20 protein-coding genes are annotated in these 18,378 nt (G+C 56.5%); all 20 read left to right on the plus strand.

Annotation, left to right across the window (positions count from 1 at the left end; genetic code table 11):
• The first annotated feature begins 10 nt into the window (after positions 1-10).
• Entirely contained in the window at positions 11-1,306 is a 1,296-nt protein-coding gene (locus CAP48_RS05160) for a YbfB/YjiJ family MFS transporter (RefSeq protein WP_100694953.1), read from the plus strand.
• Between the two features lie 511 nt (positions 1,307-1,817).
• The gene (gene phnC, locus CAP48_RS05165; protein WP_100694954.1) at positions 1,818-2,663 is read left to right on the plus strand and encodes a phosphonate ABC transporter ATP-binding protein; all 846 of its coding nucleotides are present in this window, start codon (positions 1,818-1,820) and stop codon (positions 2,661-2,663) included.
• A 23-nt stretch (positions 2,664-2,686) separates the two neighbouring features.
• Positions 2,687-3,682: a phosphonate ABC transporter substrate-binding protein gene (gene phnD, locus CAP48_RS05170; RefSeq protein WP_100694955.1), complete on the plus strand. Its 996-nt coding sequence runs from the start codon at positions 2,687-2,689 to the stop codon at positions 3,680-3,682.
• Between the two features lie 54 nt (positions 3,683-3,736).
• Complete coding sequence (phnE, locus tag CAP48_RS05175) at positions 3,737-4,549, plus strand: phosphonate ABC transporter, permease protein PhnE (RefSeq protein WP_369806326.1); 813 nt, start codon at positions 3,737-3,739, stop codon at positions 4,547-4,549.
• Between the two features lie 39 nt (positions 4,550-4,588).
• Entirely contained in the window at positions 4,589-5,302 is a 714-nt protein-coding gene (gene phnF, locus CAP48_RS05180) for a phosphonate metabolism transcriptional regulator PhnF (RefSeq protein ID WP_242444340.1), read from the plus strand.
• Entirely contained in the window at positions 5,299-5,748 is a 450-nt protein-coding gene (gene phnG, locus CAP48_RS05185; RefSeq protein ID WP_100694957.1) for a phosphonate C-P lyase system protein PhnG, read from the plus strand. Before phnF ends, phnG begins: the two co-directional genes overlap by 4 nt.
• Complete coding sequence (phnH, locus tag CAP48_RS05190) at positions 5,745-6,329, plus strand: phosphonate C-P lyase system protein PhnH (protein WP_100694958.1); 585 nt, start codon at positions 5,745-5,747, stop codon at positions 6,327-6,329. Before phnG ends, phnH begins: the two co-directional genes overlap by 4 nt.
• 9 nt (positions 6,330-6,338) lie before the next feature.
• Positions 6,339-7,646, plus strand: coding sequence for a carbon-phosphorus lyase complex subunit PhnI (locus CAP48_RS05195; protein WP_100694959.1), 1,308 nt, complete (start codon positions 6,339-6,341; stop codon positions 7,644-7,646).
• Positions 7,643-8,497: an alpha-D-ribose 1-methylphosphonate 5-phosphate C-P-lyase PhnJ gene (locus CAP48_RS05200; protein ID WP_100694960.1), complete on the plus strand. Its 855-nt coding sequence runs from the start codon at positions 7,643-7,645 to the stop codon at positions 8,495-8,497. Before CAP48_RS05195 ends, CAP48_RS05200 begins: the two co-directional genes overlap by 4 nt.
• A complete protein-coding gene (gene phnK, locus CAP48_RS05205; RefSeq protein WP_100694961.1) occupies positions 8,494-9,324 on the plus strand; it encodes a phosphonate C-P lyase system protein PhnK in 831 nt (276 codons plus the stop codon). The genes CAP48_RS05200 and phnK overlap by 4 nt, the downstream gene beginning before the upstream one ends.
• 34 nt (positions 9,325-9,358) lie before the next feature.
• Complete coding sequence (gene phnL / locus CAP48_RS05210) at positions 9,359-10,063, plus strand: phosphonate C-P lyase system protein PhnL (protein WP_100694962.1); 705 nt, start codon at positions 9,359-9,361, stop codon at positions 10,061-10,063.
• Positions 10,053-11,198, plus strand: a complete 1,146-nt coding sequence (locus tag CAP48_RS05215; protein WP_100694963.1) for an alpha-D-ribose 1-methylphosphonate 5-triphosphate diphosphatase — start codon at positions 10,053-10,055, stop codon at positions 11,196-11,198. The genes phnL and CAP48_RS05215 overlap by 11 nt, the downstream gene beginning before the upstream one ends.
• A complete protein-coding gene (gene phnN, locus CAP48_RS05220; protein WP_100694964.1) occupies positions 11,198-11,779 on the plus strand; it encodes a phosphonate metabolism protein/1,5-bisphosphokinase (PRPP-forming) PhnN in 582 nt (193 codons plus the stop codon). Before CAP48_RS05215 ends, phnN begins: the two co-directional genes overlap by 1 nt.
• Complete coding sequence (gene phnP / locus CAP48_RS05225; protein WP_100694965.1) at positions 11,776-12,534, plus strand: phosphonate metabolism protein PhnP; 759 nt, start codon at positions 11,776-11,778, stop codon at positions 12,532-12,534. The genes phnN and phnP overlap by 4 nt, the downstream gene beginning before the upstream one ends.
• Positions 12,535-12,765: 231 nt before the next feature.
• Positions 12,766-13,305 carry an iron transporter gene (locus CAP48_RS05230; RefSeq protein ID WP_100694966.1) on the plus strand — a complete coding sequence of 180 codons (540 nt, stop codon included), beginning with the start codon at positions 12,766-12,768 and terminating at the stop codon, positions 13,303-13,305.
• A gap of 2 nt (positions 13,306-13,307) precedes the next feature.
• A complete protein-coding gene (locus tag CAP48_RS05235; RefSeq protein ID WP_100694967.1) occupies positions 13,308-13,664 on the plus strand; it encodes a cupredoxin domain-containing protein in 357 nt (118 codons plus the stop codon).
• Positions 13,665-13,691: 27 nt separating this feature from the next.
• On the plus strand, positions 13,692-14,537 hold the full coding sequence (locus tag CAP48_RS05240; protein WP_100694968.1) for an FTR1 family protein: 846 nt from the start codon (positions 13,692-13,694) through the stop codon (positions 14,535-14,537).
• Positions 14,538-14,661: 124 nt separating this feature from the next.
• Positions 14,662-16,029, plus strand: a complete 1,368-nt coding sequence (locus CAP48_RS05245; protein WP_100694969.1) for a 4Fe-4S binding protein — start codon at positions 14,662-14,664, stop codon at positions 16,027-16,029.
• 129 nt (positions 16,030-16,158) lie between these two features.
• Positions 16,159-17,469 (plus strand): mechanosensitive ion channel family protein, encoded by a 1,311-nt coding sequence (locus CAP48_RS05250; RefSeq protein WP_100694970.1) that lies wholly within the window; start codon positions 16,159-16,161, stop codon positions 17,467-17,469.
• A 12-nt stretch (positions 17,470-17,481) separates the two neighbouring features.
• Complete coding sequence (locus CAP48_RS05255; RefSeq protein WP_100694971.1) at positions 17,482-18,261, plus strand: 2-keto-4-pentenoate hydratase; 780 nt, start codon at positions 17,482-17,484, stop codon at positions 18,259-18,261.
• Positions 18,262-18,378 lie beyond the last annotated feature (117 nt).

An 18,378-nucleotide genomic window follows, 5' to 3' on the forward strand; every position in this document is an offset into this window, starting at 1 on the left:
AAACTGGCCGATGTTGATGGCAGGACTTTGCGCCAGCCTGGTAGGCATCGGGCTGGCGCGCTTTGCGTACACGCCGCTGTTGCCGGCCATTATCAATGCACAGTGGTTTGCGGCTTCCACAGCCGCTTACCTGGGCGCGGCCAATCTTGCCGGGTATCTTGTAGGTGCGTTGCTGGGCGCCGGCATTGCGCGGTACATTGGAACCCGCGCTGCCTTGCGCCTCATGATGCTGCTGGCGACGCTGGCGTTTTTTGCCTGCGCCATGCCGATATCATTTGTTTGGTTTTTCCTTTGGCGTTTTTTGTCGGGCGTCTCTGGTGGCGCACTGATGGTGCTTGCTGCCACTGCAATCCTGCCCTATATCCAGCCGTCGCGTCGCGGACTGGCCAGCGGCGTGATCTTTACGGGCGTGGGATTGGGTGTCGCGGCATCGGGTACGCTGATGCCAATGCTGTTGCAACTGGGATTGACCCAAACCTGGCTCGGACTGGGGCTGCTGTCTTTTCTTTTGACTGTGCTGGCCTGGCCCGGTTGGCCCCAAGACCTGCCGACATCACAGTTTGCTTCCGAGAATCCATTCATGTCTGAGGCGGCCACAACGCACAATCTTATTGCCGCTGCTGCCGCGCAACGAACCGCAGTTCAGGCTACCGTAAAGGCAGAAGACAAGGCCAACGGCGCAGATCCTCGAATGACGATGCAAACCCCGCCATTGCGCGCGCCGTCTACGGGTACCGGTAGTCGAGCCCTGCCCGTGCTCTATCTTGTCTACGGCCTGAATGCGGTGGGATTAGTGGCGCATATGGTGTTTCTGGTCGATTATGTCGCACGCGGATTGGGCTGGGGCGTCAATACAGGATCCTTGTTTTGGGTTATTTATGGTCTGGGTGCGATGGCTGGCCCCCTGTGCAGCGGCGCCGCGGCCGATCGCATTGGCTACGCGCCGGTCCTGCGTTGGGCACTGCTGCTGCAGTTGCTCATGGTGTGTCTTCCCGTTGTCAGCACATCGCCCATCCTGCTCGGTATCTCCAGCTTTGTAGTGGGTGCGTTCACGCCAGGTATCGTACCGCTTGTTTTGGGGCGCTTGCGCGAGATGCTGCCACATTCGCCAGCTGATCAGAGAGTGGCCTGGAGCAGGGCCACAACCGCTTTTGCGCTAATGCAGGCGGCCGCCGCCTATGCAATGTCATTCGTGTTTGCCCGTTCCAACGGACAGTATCCGCTGCTTTTTATGCTGGCGGCGCTGGCGCTTGCTATTGCATTTATCCTGCTCCTGCTGGTTCCTGGCAACAAGCCCCGCGCCTGAAAGCGGGTCTTTTGACCATGCGCTAGCCTACGCCGCCTCGAGCACAAAACCTGCACCGAGCGAATAGGCATGCATTGGCACGGATGGTGTCAGCGCCCAGCGTGGTCCCGCTCCCATTTTCATCCGCAACGGGTGCGACGGGCGCCCGTTCTAACGCGCATGCACTTTCGTTTTGCCGACGCGCCTGTTACATCTTTTTGGTGGCATCAACTTGTCTAGCAAATGCCAGCAGTCTTTTTGGCAAACATGCCAAATCCTTGATTAATTATAAAAATAATCTTGTGCCGGGGACTTGCGCATGTCTAGTAAATCAGCATGCAAATAGCACAACTGTAATATCTTTGTAAGATGACATTAACTTGGGTGTCACACAGTTTCCTTAACATGGCGGCACTTGAACAATAGCGGCGATGCATAGCAGGCAGGCTGCGACCTGCTCATAACTGCTACTTGCACTCGCGCTTTTTATTACGGTGCGGATCAGGTAACCGCAAATATAGAAAGGAATACCATGACACATGCAATCCGGGTTCAGAATCTGAACAAGACATTCGGCACAAGGCAAGTTTTGCACAACCTGGAACTGGATGTGCCGCCGGGCGCCATGGTGGCATTGATTGGCGCCTCCGGTTCTGGCAAGTCCACTTTATTGCGCCATCTGGCTGGCCTGGCCATCGGTGATCGCCAGGCGGGAGGTGACATACAAATGCTGGGCCGGCAGATGCAGAAGGATGGAATGCTCAACAGCAACGTTCGCCGCCTGCGCTCGGACATTGGTTATATTTTCCAGCAGTTCAACCTGGTAGGGCGGCTGTCGGTGGTAAAAAATGTGCTGCTGGGCAGCCTGGGACGCATGTCGCGCGTACGCGGGGCCCTGGGCCTGTTCAACAAGGAAGAAATCAATAATGCGTTGCAGGCACTGGAGCGGGTGGGCCTGTTGGAGTATGCCTATCGCCGCGCATCGACGCTATCGGGCGGCCAGCAGCAACGCGTTGCCATCGCCCGTGCCTTGTGTCAGAAGGCAGAAATTATCCTGGCCGATGAGCCCATTGCCTCGCTGGATCCGGAATCGGCGCGCAAGGTCATGGAAACTCTGGCCGATATCAATAAGCGTGACGGCAAAACGATCATTGTCACGCTGCATCAGGTTGACTACGCAGTGAAATACTGTCGTCACGCAGTCGCGCTCAAAAGCGGCAAAAAGTTTTTCGACGGCCCGATCGCCGGCCTGAGCAATGGTTTTCTGAGCGAGCTGTATGGCTCGGAAATCGGTACGGCACTTCTGTTCGGCGAACAGGAGGCACCCCAGCCAACACCCGCCAGAGACCCGGCACGCCTGGTTCTGGCAGCAGCTTAAACCTTATTTCATTAGGAATTTTCATGTTCAATTCGATCATTCGCCGTGTCGGCGTTTCCCTGTTTGCACTGGGTATGGGGGCGGCTGCAGTTCAGGCCCAGGAATCCAGGGAACTTAATTTCGGCATTATCTCTACGGAATCTTCCCAGAACCTGAAAACCGTATGGGAACCGTTTCTGGCCGATCTTTCCAATAAAACCGGCTACAAAATCAAGGCTTTCTTTGCGCCTGACTATGCCGGCATCATCCAAGGCATGCGCTTTGATAAAGTCGATATTGCGTGGTACGGCAACAAATCGGCCATCGAAGCCGTGGATCGGGCCAATGGTGAGGTGATATATCAAACCGTTGATAAAGACGGCAAACCTGGCTACTGGAGTCTGCTGGTTGCCCACAAAGACAGCAAAATCAATTCGGTCCAGGACATGCTGGACAATGCCAAGACGCTCAATTTCAGCAATGGCGATCCGAACTCCACATCCGGTTACCTGGTGCCAGGCTACTATGTGTTCGCAGAAAATAATGTGGACGCCAACAAGATTTTCAAGCGCGCGGTCAATGGCAGTCATGAAGTGAATGCTTTGTCTGTTGCCAACAAACAGGTCGATGTGGCTACCTTCAATACCGAAGGGCTGGAGCGTTTGAACCAGACCAGTCCCGATAAAGCCGCGTTGCTCAAGGTGATCTGGAAGTCTCCGCTGATTCCGGCCGATCCTATCGTATGGCGTAAAAATCTGCCGGATGATGTCAAGGCCAAGCTCAAGGCGTTTTTTGATAGCTATGGCGACAAGCCCGAAGAGCTCAAAGTGCTCAATGCACTGGCGTGGGGCAAGTTCAAGCCTTCGAGCAACGACCAGTTGCTGCCTATCCGCCAATTGGAACTGTTCAAAAAACGTTCGCAAATTGCCGGTGACAGCAAACTGGGTGAGCAGGATCGCAAAAAACAGATCGCCAGCCTGGATGAAGAACTGAGCAAGATCTCGGCCCGCCTCAAAGAGATCGAAGGCAAAAACTCGTAATTGGCTTGATCACGATGGTGGCCTGCGCCTGTCGCGGGCTGCCATAAACCGGAAATGAATATGTCAGTACTTACGACTCGCCCGATACCTGCCGCCGCGCCCGCGCAGCCGCCGCGCATGACATGGGCGAAAATGCTCGGATGGGGGTTCTGTCTGCTGTTTCTGGCCTGGGCCTGGAAAGGCGCTGAAATGAACCCCGTGCTGTTGTGGACAGACGCGGGCAACATGGCCACGTTTGCCGCCGACTTTGTTCCGCCGGATTTCTCTGAATGGCGTATGTACCTGAAGGAAATGCTGGTCACCATCCAGATCGCCGTCTGGGGCACCGTACTGGCCATTATTGTTGGTATTCCACTTGGCATACTGTCATCGTCCAATCTGGTGCCATGGTGGATCTGCCAGCCGGTGCGACGCCTGATGGATGCCTTGCGATCCATCAATGAAATGGTGTTTGCCATGTTGTTTGTGGTGGCGGTTGGGCTTGGACCCTTTGCTGGCACCCTGGCGCTATTTCTTGGCACGACAGGCGTGCTGGCCAAGCTGTTTGCTGAGGCAGTGGAAGCGATCGATCCCGGCCCGGTGGAAGGGGTCAGGGCCACTGGCGCCAGCGCTTTGCAGGAAGTGATTTTTGGAGTGATCCCCCAGGTTATGCCGCTGTGGGTGTCATACGCGCTGTACCGGTTTGAGTCGAACGTACGCTCGGCTACCGTGGTTGGCATGGTTGGCGCCGGCGGCATTGGTGTGTTATTGTGGGAAGCAATCCGGGGCTTCGCCTTCGGACAGACTGCAGCCATTTTGCTCATCATTATCGTGTGTGTGAGTGTGATCGACGTGGTGTCGCAGCGACTCAGAAAATTCTTCGTATGATGGAACCAGGCAGGCAACTGCCTTTTTAAAATGATGAACTTGTCTAGACAAGATGAACCGCTCTACCAGACACTGGCTTCGACGATTCGTGCCGAGTTGTCTATGTATAAGCCGGGTGACCTGTTGCCAGGAGAGTTGCGATTGGCCGAACGCTTTGCCGTTAATCGCCATACCGTGCGGCGGGCGCTGGATCTGCTGGTGCAAGAGGGAAATATTATCCGCATCAAAGGCAAGGGGACCAAAGTGCTGACCCGCCCGCTGCTGTATCCGGTACAGGCAAAAACGGCATATACCGACCAGTTTTCAGCCATGGGGCTTACGGCAAGAGCGCAACTGCTTAAGGTTTATCAACGACCGGCAAACCAGGACGAGCTCACGCAGTTGGCGCTGGCCCCGGGTAGCACAGTACTGGAATATCGCACGCTGCGATTCATCGATGACGAGCCCATCAGTGTCATGACGCACTTTTTTTCTGCCGATTACGAAACCCTGCTGCGGGATTACAAGCGTGATTCCATGCGCCAGTATCTTAAGGATCGCGGCTGTCATTTGCAGCGTGCTTCCAGCGTGATCGGCGCCAGGCTGCCCACCATTGACGAGGCCTCGCGCCTGTTGATTCCACAATCGGCGCCGGTGCTGACTGTGACCACCCTCTCGAAGAACCAGCACGGTCATCCCGTGGAGTTGACGTTTTCAGTCAGCCGCGCAGACCGTTTCCAATATCAGGTAGTTTTAAACGGAGAACACATATGAATGCGGACTTTGCTCCAACAGAGCGACAACGCTGGATGCAGGTGCTCGCGCGTGCTGAAGACGCGCTGGCCGGATACGAGTCGCTGCTTGGCGGCGTGCCTTATCAATGTATACGCAAGCCGGAAACCGGCATGGCTATGGTTCGGGGCCGCACTGGCGGCACCGGACAGGCATTCAACCTGGGCGAGATGACGGTAACGCGTTGCGTGGTGCAATTGCAGGATGGCCGCGCGGGCTACAGCTATATTGCGGGGCGCAACAAGCGTCATGCGGAACTGGCGGCCCTGGCCGATGCGCTGCTGCTGGGCCAGGAAAAAGCGCAGCTTATGCCATCGCTGATTGAACCCCTGGCGCGCAGTCAGCAACAGGCGCGTCAGGCCAGGCAGGCACAAGTTGCCGCTTCCAAAGTGGAATTCTTCACCCTTCTCAGAGGAGAAAACGAATGACTGCTCCTGTTCTGGTTACCGCCTTTGCAGACCCGGTGCTTAACGCGCAGACGAGCTTTCGCGCCGCTCTCAAGACGATGTCCGAGCCTGGCACGATTGCCCGGGCCGACTTTGCCGATGCATTGGATGTGATGCATCCGGCCACCTTCTCCCTTGCCTTGACACTGTTTGACGACGACACAAAAGTCTGGCTAAGCCCAAGCGTGGACACCCCCATGATCCGCGCCAACCTGGCATTTCATTGCGCCTGCCCGGTGACCGACGACCCGCAACAGGCCGACCTGGCCATCATGGTCGCGAGCGAAGTTGATGATCTGGCGCGTTTTCGAACCGGCAGCGATCGCGATCCAGAGCAGTCCTGCACGGTGATTGTTCAGCTCGATAGCCTTGAAGGCGGGCGGCAAGTCGTGCTCGAGGGGCCAGGCATCGAATCGCAACGGGCCATCAGCCCGTCGTTGTGCGAGCGCTTCTGGTCGGCACGCAATCAGGTGACCGATTTTCCCCGGGGGCTGGACTTTTTCATGACCAGCCAGCATCAATTGATGGCTTTGCCACGCAGTACCGTGGTCAGCTTCGCATAGGAGAATACGATGTATGTTGCTGTAAAGGGCGGCCAAGCCGCTATAGAAAATGCGCATCGGCTGCTTGACCAGAAGCGTCGCGGTCATCCTGACGTGCCACCATTGTCACTGGCCCAGATTGCGCAGCAAATGCCCCTGGCGGTTGCCCGGGTGATGAGCGAAGGTTCGCTGTATGACCGTGAGCTGGCGGCACTTGCCATTAAACAGTCTGCAGGCGATTTGATGGAAGCCATCTTTTTGTTGCGGGCCTATCGCACCACGCTAAGCCGTTACTGTGTCAGCCGACCGCTGCAGACTGAGAGCATGCAGGTTGAGCGACGGATTTCAGCCACTTACAAGGACTTGCCCGGTGGTCAGTTACTGGGGCCGACCTTCGACTATACGCATCGTCTGCTGGACTTTACCTTGCAGGCAGAAGGCGACTTGCCCCTGGACATGGCGCGCGGGCAGATGCCGACGACGGTCGACAAGGGCCAAGCGGCAGGGCACGACGTTCTTGACGTGGCTAAAGGTATAGACGGTACAGACGCTGATGAGAGCGCCCAGTCTGCGTCGCAAGCGCATTTGGCTGACACCGCGCAAGTGGACGCTGAGCAGGCCGGTTGCGTCGCGGACACTGACGAGCCAGTTTTTCCGCGGGTATTGGGCTTGTTGGCTCAGGAAGGATTGATACGCGAAGAGACCGACAGCGATGCGCCCATTCCCGACATCACGCGCGAGCCGCTGGACTTTCCAAGCAACCGGATGCAGCGCCTGCAGGCACTGGCCCGTGGTGATGAGGGATTTCTGCTTGCGCTGGGTTATTCCACGCAGCGCGGTTACGGACGCAATCACCCGTTTGCCGGCGAAATCCGTATTGGCCTGACTGAAATCTGGCTGGAGCCCGAAGAGCTGGATTTCGCCGTCCCGGCAGGGGATATCGAAATCACCGAATGCGAGATGGTGAATCAGTTTGTCGGATCAAAAGATGAGCTAGCGCAATTTACACGGGGTTATGGATTGGCGTTTGGCTATAACGAGCGCAAGGTCATGGGCATGGCATTGGTTGATCGTGCATTGCGCGCGGCCGAGTATGACGAGGAGATTACCTCTCCCGCACAGCAGGAAGAGTTTGTACTGATGCATTGCGATAACGTCGAAGCTGCCGGTTTCGTATCACATTTGAAATTGCCTCATTACGTTGATTTCCAGGCCGAGCTTGAATTGATCCGCAAGATGAGAAAACAGCAAGCGCAGGGCAAGCGTCATGCAGAGCAGCAGGCTACACAGGCTACACCGGCGGAACAGGCGTTGACGCAAAAGGAGAAACGCGCATGAATACGATGGCAGAACCCTATAACTTTGCCTATCTTGATGAGCAAAGCAAGCGCATGATTCGTCGCGCGCTCCTTAAGGCTGTAGCCATTCCCGGCTACCAGGTTCCTTTCGGCGGGCGCGAAATGCCACTGCCTTACGGCTGGGGCACTGGTGGCATGCAACTGACCGCTGCCATCCTGGGACGTGACGACGTGCTCAAGGTGATTGACCAGGGCGCGGACGACACGACCAACGCGGTTTCCATCCGGCGCTTTTTCTCGCGTACGGCGGGTGTGCGCACCACGGTCGACACAACAGAAGCGACGGTGATACAGACGCGACACCGCATTCCTGAAACGGCCTTGAACAATGATCAGATCATGGTTTTTCAGGTGCCGATTCCCGAGCCGCTGCGCTTTATCGAGCCCTCGGAAACCGAAACCAAGACGATGCATGCCCTGAACGACTATGGTGTGATGCACGTGAAGCTGTATGAAGACATTGCCCGCTATGGCCATATTGCGACAGCTTATGCCTATCCGGTACTGGTGGACGGGCGCTATGTGATGGACCCGTCTCCCATTCCCAAGTTCGATAACCCGAAACTGCATTGCAGCGCGGCGCTCATGCTATTTGGCGCCGGCCGTGAAAAGCGTTTGTATGCCGTGCCACCATACACCGATGTCGCCAGCCTGGATTTTGAAGACCATCCGTTCGACGTACAGAAGTGGGACCACAGTTGTGCGATTTGTGGCTCAACGGAATCGTTCCTGGATGAGATTATTACCGATGACAAGGGCAGTCGCCAGTTTGTCTGCTCCGATACCGATTACTGCGCACAGCGCGTGGCACAAGCAGGAGAAGAAAAATGAGTGCATTGCAGGCAATTAACAATGAAGCAAGGCTTGCTGTGACTGATGAGCAGGACGGCGAGCCGCTCTTTCAAGTTTCGGATATTGGCCTTCTGTTCGGCCCGGACAAGGGATGCCAGGCGGTCAGCTTCGACTTGTATCCTGGCGAAGTGCTGGGTATTGTCGGGGAGTCGGGATCTGGTAAGTCTACGCTACTCAATGTGCTCTCGGGCCGTTGCCAGCCCGATGCCGGAACCATCCACTACCGGCACGCCGATGCGGACGTGACCGATCTGTATGCCTCCTCCGAGGCGCAACGGCGCACCTTGCTGCGCACCGAATGGGGCTTTGTCGAGCAGAATCCGCGAGACGGCCTGCGCATGACGGTCTCTGCCGGGGCTAATATCGGCGAGCGCCTGATGGCGCAAGGCGTACGCAATTATGGCGTGCTGCGTGGCGAATCGGAACGGTGGCTGCGCCAGGTGGAAATTGATGAAGCGCGTATTGACGACCTGCCACGCACTTTCTCGGGGGGCATGCAGCAGCGGCTGCAAATTGCACGCAATCTGGTGTCCCGGCCCCGCCTGGTGTTTATGGACGAGCCCACGGGGGGACTGGATGTATCGGTACAGGCGCGCCTGCTGGATATGTTGCGCGCTCTGGTGCGCGATCTGGGCCTGGCTGTCATTATCGTGACGCACGATCTGGCCGTAGCGCGCCTGCTGGCAGATCGCTTGATGGTTATGCGTCGCTCGCGTGTTGTCGAAAGCGGGCTCACCGATCAGATCCTGGACGACCCACAGCATCCCTATACGCAACTGCTGGTCTCATCTGTATTGCAACCGTGATAGTACAGATGCAATCAATGCATTCGGAGAAACAATGAATACCGTTCTGCAAGTTAATAATTTATCCAAGACCTTTACGCTGCATCAGCAGCAAGGCGTGCAATTGCATGTCCTGGAGGGCATCAGCTTTTCAGTCGATGCGGGAGAATGTCTGGTGCTCCATGGTCAGTCGGGCGCCGGCAAGTCAACGTTGCTGCGCACCTTGTATGGCAACTATTTGCCCGGTGCAGGCTCTATCCGTGTGCGCCATCGCGATTCCATGACCGAGCTGGTCGGCGCTGCGCCGCGCCGAATCATGCAGGTTCGTCGCGAGACGATGGGTTATGTCAGCCAGTTCCTGCGCGTGATTCCGCGCGTGAACTGCCTGGATGTGGTTAGCGAGCCGGCCCTGTTGCGTGGCTGGAGCCTTGAGCAGGCCAACGCGCGTGCCGCCGAGCTGTTGACGCGGCTTAATATCCCGCAAAGACTGTGGTCGCTGGCGCCCAATACGTTTTCGGGCGGCGAGCAACAGCGCGTGAATATCGCCCGCGGCTTCATGGTCAATTGGCCGTTGATGCTGCTGGACGAACCCACTGCATCTCTGGATGAGGTAAACGGTCGGGTTGTGCTGGAGATGATCGACGAAGCCAAGGCTGCCGGCTGCGCATTGATTGGCATTTTTCATGACAGGGTGGCACGCGAGGCGGTGGCCGATCGCTGCCTGGATATTGCAACACGGGAGATGAAACATGTTGCGTGAACGAGTTATCACAAATGCAAAAGTTGTCACGGCCAATGAGGTTATCAGTGGCACGGTGTTCTTGAGGGACGGCAGGATTGATGACATAAGCGAGGGCAGTAGCAGTCTGGCGGCGGCCGAAGACTGGCAGGGCGATTATATGATCCCGGGTCTGATCGAACTGCACACCGATAACCTTGAAAAATACATGAATCCGCGTCCCGGCGTAGACTGGCCCTCTGAAAACGCCGTACTGGCGCATGATGCGCAAATCGTGGGCGCGGCAATCACAACTGTATTTGATGCGCTGTCTATCGGCGATGTGAACCCAAAGGGAAAGCGTCTGCTGCAGTTGCCGAAAATGATCGAAGCGATCTCTCATGCCGAAGGCCAGGGGCACACGCGTGCCGAACACAGACTGCATTTGCGTTGCGAAGTCAGCCATGAAAAAACCCTGGGGATTTTTGAAGATCTGGTGGGCAATAACCTGGTGCATCTGGTGTCAATCATGGACCATACGCCTGGCCAGCGCCAGTTTGTGAAGTATGAAAAATATCGCGAGTACTATCAAGGAAAATATCATTTGAATGATGCCGACATGGACGCCTTTATCGTATTGCAAAAACAGAACGCAGAGCGCTACAGCGAAGGCTATCGTCGTCGTATTGTGGACATCTGCCACGAGCGCGGCCTGTCCCTGGCCAGTCACGATGACGCCACCAGCGAGCACGTGCATGAATCAGCCGGTTTCGGTATGACCATTGCCGAATTTCCCACCACGCATGAAGCGGCGGCGCTCAGTCACCAGCTCGGGCTGAAGGTTCTGATGGGCGCGCCCAATGTTGTGCGCGGCGGCTCGCATTCGGGCAACATTGCGGCGGCGGATCTGGCGCGCCAGGGCGTGTTGGATATTCTGTCCAGCGATTACTATCCGGCCAGCATGCTGCAGTCGGTACGAATATTGAACCAGTCCGAGTTGGGGATCAGCCTGCCTGATGCCGTCAATATGGTCAGCCTGGCGCCGGCCAGGTCCGCCAATTTGCCGGATCGCGGGCAGATCAGCCCGGGCCTGCGCGCCGATCTGGTGCAGGTCAAAGATACGGGCCAGCAATTCGTAGTGCAACAGGTGTTGCGCGAAGGCAAGCGGGTTTTCTGATGTCGGGACAACTGGTGTATGTGATGGGCCCCTCCGGCTCGGGCAAGGACAGTCTGCTGCAACAGGCGACTCGCCGCACCGGCTCCCGGTTGCATCTGATGAAGCGCTATATCACCCGATCGGCGGAATCCGAGGGCGAAGATGCGTTCTCTGTGTCGCCCGAGGACTTTGACGCCATGCAGGCGCGCGGCGCGTTTGCCATGAGCTGGCGCGCCAATGGCCTGGCCTACGGCATTCCGGCAGAGCTCGATACCCGGCTGGCACAAGGGCAAACGGTGCTGGTCAATGGCTCGCGTGCCTATTGCGAATCTGCGGTGCAGCTGTATCAGTCGGTGCTGGTGGTGTTGGTTCAGGTGGAATCGCAATTGTTGTTGCAACGCCTGCTGCGACGCGGTCGTGAAAGCGTTGAAGAAATTACGGAAAGGCTGGCACGCAATACGCGGCTGGACAATACCTTCATAGAGGGCTTGCGTGAACAGGGGGCGCGTTTCGCGGTCATCGACAATTCAGCTGACCTCGATAGCGCGGTAACACAGTTTTTGGATACAATCGAACAAGCCACGATATCGGAACAGCAATGAAACTGACTTTCCTGGGCACCGGCAACTCTGCGCAAATGCCGGTTTATAACTGCGATTGCATCGCCTGTGCCCGGGCAAGGCACGATCTTCGCTACGGCCGTCTGCCCTGTAGCGCCTTGCTGCAGACCGATGATGGCCAATGGCTGATCGACAGTGGTCTGATGGATTTGTCCACCCGCTTTGCGCCAGGCGCCCTGCAAGGCATATTTCAGACGCATTATCATGCCGATCATGCCCAGGGTCTGCTGCACTTGCGCTGGGGCGTTAATCTGCGGATTGCCATATACGGCCCGCCCGATGAGAACGGCTTTGCCGATCTGTACAAGCATCCGGGCATTCTGGACTTCTCTCAACCCTTTCATGCGTTCGAAGAACGACGGTTTGCCGGGTTCACCATGACGGCCTTGCCGTTGGAGCATTCCAAACTGACCTATGGTTATCTGATCCGTCCGGATCGCGGTGACAGCCTGGCTTACCTGACTGATACGCAAGGTCTGTCGGCTGCGGTGCAGGACTTTTTGCGGACACTGCGTCCTGTGCATTGTGTTCTTGACTGTTCCTATCCGCCACTGCCGAAACCGGGACGAAACCACAACGATCTGAACCAGGCGCTGGCCATCCACGCTGCCATCGGCGCTGGAACGACCTGGCTGACTCATGCCGGCCATGAACTGGATCGCTACCTGATGTCGCATCCTGACGCGCTGCCCGCGGGCGTGCGCCAGGCATTCGATGGCGATTGCATTGAGTTATAGCCGCCACCAGTAACGGGCCTGAACGTGGCTGTATACCGGCCATGTCGCGGGTAGCACGCACGTCCCGACGTCAGGTTTTTTCCGTTGTTCTCACGCACAGTCGCATAAAAGTTTCGTGGCTAATTCACTTTTATCTCGGAATTATTTGACTTTTATTAAGGCGTCTGTCAGTCCACTTCCGGTAATATAAACGAGAAATATTCGCATTTACTAAATTGGTGGACTTTTACCATGATCAAGAAAATCGTCCTGATCAGTGCCGGCATGGCACTGTCTCTTTCGCTGTCTGCACAGGCCGCTGAATACCCTATTGGCAAGCCGCATATGAAACATGGCATGGAAATCGCTGCGGTCTATCTGCAACCCATTACCATGGACCCGCCGGGCATGATGCGCGAAGCCAAAGATTCAGACATTCATCTTGAAGCCGACATTCATGCCACCGGCGATAACAAGAACGGCTTTGAGGAAGGCGCGTGGATGCCATACCTGAATATTAAATACAAACTGCAAAAAGAGGGCGGCAAGGTCCAGGAAGGCCCGCTCATGCCCATGGTCGCCAACGACGGCCCGCACTATGGCGATAATGTCAAACTCGAGGGACCCGGCAAGTACAAGCTCACATTCATTATCGGTAATCCAGAGACCAATAAAATGAACCATTTTGGCCGTCATACCGATAAGGAAACGGGTGTGGAACCGTTCTTTGACACCTTTGAAGTCGATTACGAGTTCACCTATGCCGGCACCGGCAAGAAAGGTGGTTACTGATCATGGTAAAACGTGCGCTGGCGATAGTCGGTCTGGCGCTTTCCGTCACCTTGGCCCAAGGGCTGCTGGCCGGCAGCGCCTGGGGCGAGACGCCCACATTTACCCTGCGGTTCAAGCAAGACGGAACGTTCGAACCGCAGCGACTTGAAGTGCCTGCCGGACGTTTCAAGGTCAATCTGATCAACGAGAGCGATGTGCCGGTAGAGTTCGAGAGTCTGCCCTTGCGCAAGGAAAAGGTGCTGGGGCCTGGCCTGTCCTCCTTTCTCGTTTTCAAAATTTCCAAGCCCGGCGAGTATCCGTTTTTTGATGATTTCCACCAATCCGTAAAAGGAACACTGGTGGTCAAGCCTGCCGAATAGGCCTGTATCCATTCAAAAGGAATCCAATTGGAGCAAGTGGCATTTATTGTCTGGCGCGAAAGCGTTGAAGCCCTTCTTGTGGTGGGCATCCTGTACACCTGGCTGCGGGCGTCTGCCAGTGGCCGCCGTGGTTTGCCCTGGCTATGGGGTGGCGTAGCGGCAGGGTTGCTGCTCGCCGTTGCGCTTGCCCTGGTATTCATGGGGGTTTCTACCTGGCTGTCCGATACCGGGCAGGAATGGTTCCAGGCCATCATGGCTTTGCTTGCCTGCGGATTGGTCGTGCAAATGGTGCTGTGGATGAAAAAACACGGCCCTCGCCTGAAAACGGAACTGGTCAGCGACGCATCAGTGAATGTAGAACGCAATAGTTGGTGGGGGCTGCTGGTTCTGGTCATGATCGCCGTGGCCAGGGAAGGCAGTGAAACCGTGGTGTTCTTGTGGGGTACCGTATTGGCCGGGGCGCGACAGGAACAGGCGCTGGCGCTGATGGTGGCCGGTATAGGGGGATTCCTGCTCGCGTTGCTTACCTTCTATGTTTTACAACTGGGTGGGCGAATCATTACCTGGCGGCGCTTCTTTCAGATTACCGAGATTCTGTTGCTGCTGCTGGCCGGCTCACTGCTCATGAACGGCATCGATCACCTGATTTCGCTTGAAGCCATCCCGGCGTTTATGGATCCACTGTGGGATACTGGCGCCGTCATTGACGACAGCGCTGGCATCGGCAAAGTCCTTGCCGATTTTGCCGGTTACCGGGCCATGCCTTCCCTGACGCATGTTGTTATTTTCTTCCTGTATTGGTTTATTATTGCGGTTTTGTTCCGGCGGTTGCGCCCGGCAACCGTGTCCGCTGCGGCCTCTGTCCACGGCTGACACATACTGCCCGAGCCGGCTTTTCGATCAGCGCCCAGCGTCGCGCCCTGTACTGGCGCGACGTGCCGCTCTTGCATTGTTATCCTACTCACAACGTTGAGTTCGCTCTTTCAAGGTGTGCTCCATGAGCGCCATTTTTCAATCGTTTGCCTATCGGCTTTCGTCATTCCTGCGAGACCATAAACGGCTGCTGCGCAATATACAGTGGTGTGTGGTCGCCGTTTACTTTTTCCTCATTCTCGTTCCGGCAGCATTGCCCCTGCCGGGCAATTCCGCACATATTTTTTCCAATCTGACCGTTTTTGCCCAATTTGCTTTCTGGGGTATTTGGTGGCCGTTTGTGCTCGTGTCCATGCCACTGATGGGACGGGCGTGGTGCGGCTGGTTCTGTCCCGAGGGCATGCTTAGCGAATGGGCCAGTGAACGCGGACGCGGTCGCGCCATCCCCCGTTGGATGCGTTGGGGAGGCTGGCCATTCGTTGCTTTCGCGCTGACAACAATTTACGGCCAACTGGTCAGCGTCTACCAATATCCCTGGGCCGTTCTTGCTGTATTGGGGGGCTCGACAGCGGCGGCCATGATTGTCGGCTATCTTTACGGTCGCAACAAACGGGTCTGGTGCAAATATTTGTGTCCGGTCAACGGGGTATTTCAGCTACTGGCCAAACTGGCGCCCTGGCACTACAAGGTCAGCGAAGACGCCTGGCGCCATCCGGTGCGACGCATCGAATCGGTCAATTGCGCACCGCTGGTGCCGCTGCGTCATATGAAGGGAGCGGCTGATTGTCACATGTGCGGACGTTGCGCCGACTACCGCGGCGCCATTGCGCTGACCGTGCGCTCGCCAGAAGAAGAGATCGTGCACGTGTCCGAGACCGGTGGCTGGCAAACTGCACTTATCGTTTTCGGGCTGATGGGCATTGCCGTGGGGGCCTTCCTGTGGAGTGCCAGCCCATGGTTTGTCGCGCTGAAACAAGCGATGGCCGAGTGGCTGGTGAACCATGATATTTTCTGGCCGCTGCAACAGAACGCGCCCTGGTTCATTCTTACTCACTATCCGGAGGTCAATGATGTTTTCAGCTGGCTCGACGGAGTCACCATTTTGCTGTTTATTTTGTGCACGGCGCTCGTTACCGGCGGTGCCCTGTGGCTGGGCCTGCAAAGCATCCGGCTAGTGGTGGGCAAGCGAGTCAAACTAGCGGTGAATACCGTCGCCCAGGCGCTGATTCCTGCAGCAGGCGCCGGCGTCTTTCTGGGGTTGACGGCCACCACCGTCACCTTGTTGCAGAATGACGGTGTTGCGACAGGCTGGGTAGGGCCGGCCCGCCTGGCGCTGCTGTCCCTGTCTTTGCTGTGGACACTGCGACTGGCATGGAAAATTCTGGCTCAACACCGTTTGCCGCTGCCGCGACGCATGGCCTGTATGTTGTTGCTGCTCGCAGGCCTGGCGCCATTCACCTATGCGTGGCTACTGTTCTTCGTGATCTGGTAAGGGCATTTTTTGAACGAGTGACTCAGGCACGTTTCCAGCCTTTATACAAACCCATTCGTACTTTACACAGATGACGGGCTGCAACCAGTTTGCTACTATGTGACCCTATGTATACTCTGATGGTCATTCATGAAAGAAACGCCTTCTGACTGGCTGGCGCTAGCCGGCCTGCAGCTTTCTCCCTTTGCCGCCCAGCTTGTCACTCTGGGCGTCATTCTGATTCTGCTGGTGCTGCTGCACGGCATCTTGCACTATGGCGTGCTGCGCATATTGCAGGGCAGGATGCGCAATCACCGGTTCCTTTTTTTTAAACTCATCGGCCACTCGTCGCTGTTTCGTCATGCAGCCATGCTGGCGCAGGGCCTTGCTCTCGGTTGGTTAACCAGTTGGTGGGTACCGGCGGGCTCCCTCCACGAAGGGCTGCTTGGCTTTTCGCGTATCTGGATGCTGGTCTACACCATGCTGGCTTTTTTTGCGTTTCTTGACCTTGTGCTCGATTGGTGCTTTCGCAAACAGGTCGCGGTCCAGTTCCCGCTAAAGGGAATCGTTCAAAGCCTGAAAATCATCGGCGCCATTGCCGTTGTCATTTTCATCGTCTCGGTCCTGATCGGGCAGTCACCCGTAATCCTGATCAGTGGCCTGGGCGCCATGACGGCGGTGCTTATGCTGATCTTCAAGGACCCCATCCTGGGTCTGGTCGCCGGCATCCAGCTGTCTGCCAACAATATGCTCAGTATCGGCGACTGGCTGGAAATGCCAAAATACAACGCCGACGGCGCAGTCATCGATATCGGCCTGACAACGGTCAAGGTGCGCAACTGGGACAATACGGTAACCACCGTTCCCACATACGCGCTCATTTCCGACTCATTCAAGAACTGGCGGGCCATGTCCGAGTCTGGCGGCCGTCGTATCAAGCGCGCCATCCATATTGATGTCAATAGCATCAAGTTCATTTCCGAAACGCAGATGCAGCGCCTGACCAAAAGCCGGCTGCTGTCCCAGTACATTCTTGAAAAATCCCGCGAGGTAGAAGCCTATAATCGGTCCCGCAGCGAGGACTTGTCGTCGGCCCTGAACGGTCGCAGGCTGACCAATATCGGCACCTTCCGGGCGTATCTGGAAGTTTATCTGCGAAATCATCCGAATATTCATCGTAATATGACCATGCTGGTGCGCCAGCTGGCTCCCGGCACCACCGGCGTTCCCATTGAAATCTATGCGTTCACCACAACGGTGGCCTGGGCAGAATACGAAAGCATTCAGTCCGACCTGTTTGACCATATTTTTGCGGTCGTCGGCGAGTTCGATTTACGTGTATTCCAGGAACCTACCGGGTATGATATGTCGGCACTCAGGCTGGCCGTCGCCGGCGCTTCCGATATCAGTGCAACTGGCAACACCAGTGGCAACGCCTCTGGTGCAGAACCCAATTCATAACTAGGAGACATCATGGGCCCAACCCCTCGTGAGCTGGCACAGCAGCTGCAACAACAATTTGATGATCGCGTGCATTTTGCGCCGTTGCTGGCTGCAGGCAGGCCATTGAACCTGGAGCAGGCTTACGCAGTACAGGAAGAACTGGTTCGAATTCGCATGGCGCGTCACAATGCGAAACACGCTGGATTGAAAATCGCCCTGAATGCGCCCGCCGCCTGGCAAAAGCAAGGCCTGACCGAGCCGGTTTATGGCCAATTGCTCGACACGGCATTGCTGTCCTCTGGCGCCGTCCTGTCCATGGGTGACTATACACACATGAAATTCGAATTCGAAGTCGCCGTGCGTATCGGCAGGGAGCTCTCAGGAGATGATCTGCGCCGCGCAGACGATGCCGCCGACTGGATCGAAGCTGTGACTCCAGCGGTCGAGGTGCTCGACGACCGGTGTCCGGACAAAACCTCACCGGATGCACCCACGCTGGTGGCATGCAATGTCAACAATACCAGCGTCGTTCTGGGGGCGTGGCAGCGGGTCCCAGCCAATTTCGATTGGGATATCACCATAACCTCGCATGGCACCGTGATTGAACAGGGCAATGTGGCAGACATTGTTAATCCCCTTGAGTCCGTATACTGGCTGGCCAAGGCCATGGCCAGGCAACAACGCAGTATTCCTGCCGGCGCGGTGCTTATCACTGGCAATCTGATGACCGTGCGCTTTCCTGCTGCAGGCGACCAGTTTACTTTCGAACTTCAAGGTCTGGGATCGGTGTCGTTCAGCTGCGCCGCGTAAACTCACCTGCGGCATTGGTATTGCCCGGCATTCTATGTCGGGCTGTGTGCTCTGATCGCTGGCGCCCTTCTGGTCAACGATTTGCTGGCTGGCGTTCGCTTGGACACGACGGTCTCT

It is taken from the genome of Advenella sp. S44, from assembly GCF_002810445.1.
GTDB lineage: Bacteria > Pseudomonadota > Gammaproteobacteria > Burkholderiales > Burkholderiaceae_B > Advenella.

Excerpts from the sequence above, each read along its gene's own strand:
- CAP48_RS05160 (WP_100694953.1), top strand. The coding sequence starts at position 11 with ATGTTGATGGCAGGACTTTGCGCCAGCCTGGTAGGCATCGGGCTGGCG.
- phnC (WP_100694954.1), top strand. The coding sequence starts at position 1,818 with ATGACACATGCAATCCGGGTTCAGAATCTGAACAAGACATTCGGCACA.
- phnD (WP_100694955.1), top strand. The coding sequence starts at position 2,687 with ATGTTCAATTCGATCATTCGCCGTGTCGGCGTTTCCCTGTTTGCACTG.
- phnE (WP_369806326.1), top strand. The coding sequence starts at position 3,737 with ATGAATATGTCAGTACTTACGACTCGCCCGATACCTGCCGCCGCGCCC.
- phnG (WP_100694957.1), top strand. The coding sequence starts at position 5,299 with ATGAATGCGGACTTTGCTCCAACAGAGCGACAACGCTGGATGCAGGTG.
- phnH (WP_100694958.1), top strand. The coding sequence starts at position 5,745 with ATGACTGCTCCTGTTCTGGTTACCGCCTTTGCAGACCCGGTGCTTAAC.
- CAP48_RS05195 (WP_100694959.1), top strand. The coding sequence starts at position 6,339 with ATGTATGTTGCTGTAAAGGGCGGCCAAGCCGCTATAGAAAATGCGCAT.
- CAP48_RS05200 (WP_100694960.1), top strand. The coding sequence starts at position 7,643 with ATGAATACGATGGCAGAACCCTATAACTTTGCCTATCTTGATGAGCAA.
- phnK (WP_100694961.1), top strand. The coding sequence starts at position 8,494 with ATGAGTGCATTGCAGGCAATTAACAATGAAGCAAGGCTTGCTGTGACT.
- phnL (WP_100694962.1), top strand. The coding sequence starts at position 9,359 with ATGAATACCGTTCTGCAAGTTAATAATTTATCCAAGACCTTTACGCTG.
- CAP48_RS05215 (WP_100694963.1), top strand. The coding sequence starts at position 10,053 with ATGTTGCGTGAACGAGTTATCACAAATGCAAAAGTTGTCACGGCCAAT.
- phnN (WP_100694964.1), top strand. The coding sequence starts at position 11,198 with ATGTCGGGACAACTGGTGTATGTGATGGGCCCCTCCGGCTCGGGCAAG.
- phnP (WP_100694965.1), top strand. The coding sequence starts at position 11,776 with ATGAAACTGACTTTCCTGGGCACCGGCAACTCTGCGCAAATGCCGGTT.
- CAP48_RS05230 (WP_100694966.1), top strand. The coding sequence starts at position 12,766 with ATGATCAAGAAAATCGTCCTGATCAGTGCCGGCATGGCACTGTCTCTT.
- CAP48_RS05235 (WP_100694967.1), top strand. The coding sequence starts at position 13,308 with ATGGTAAAACGTGCGCTGGCGATAGTCGGTCTGGCGCTTTCCGTCACC.
- CAP48_RS05245 (WP_100694969.1), top strand. The coding sequence starts at position 14,662 with ATGAGCGCCATTTTTCAATCGTTTGCCTATCGGCTTTCGTCATTCCTG.
- CAP48_RS05250 (WP_100694970.1), top strand. The coding sequence starts at position 16,159 with ATGAAAGAAACGCCTTCTGACTGGCTGGCGCTAGCCGGCCTGCAGCTT.
- CAP48_RS05255 (WP_100694971.1), top strand. The coding sequence starts at position 17,482 with ATGGGCCCAACCCCTCGTGAGCTGGCACAGCAGCTGCAACAACAATTT.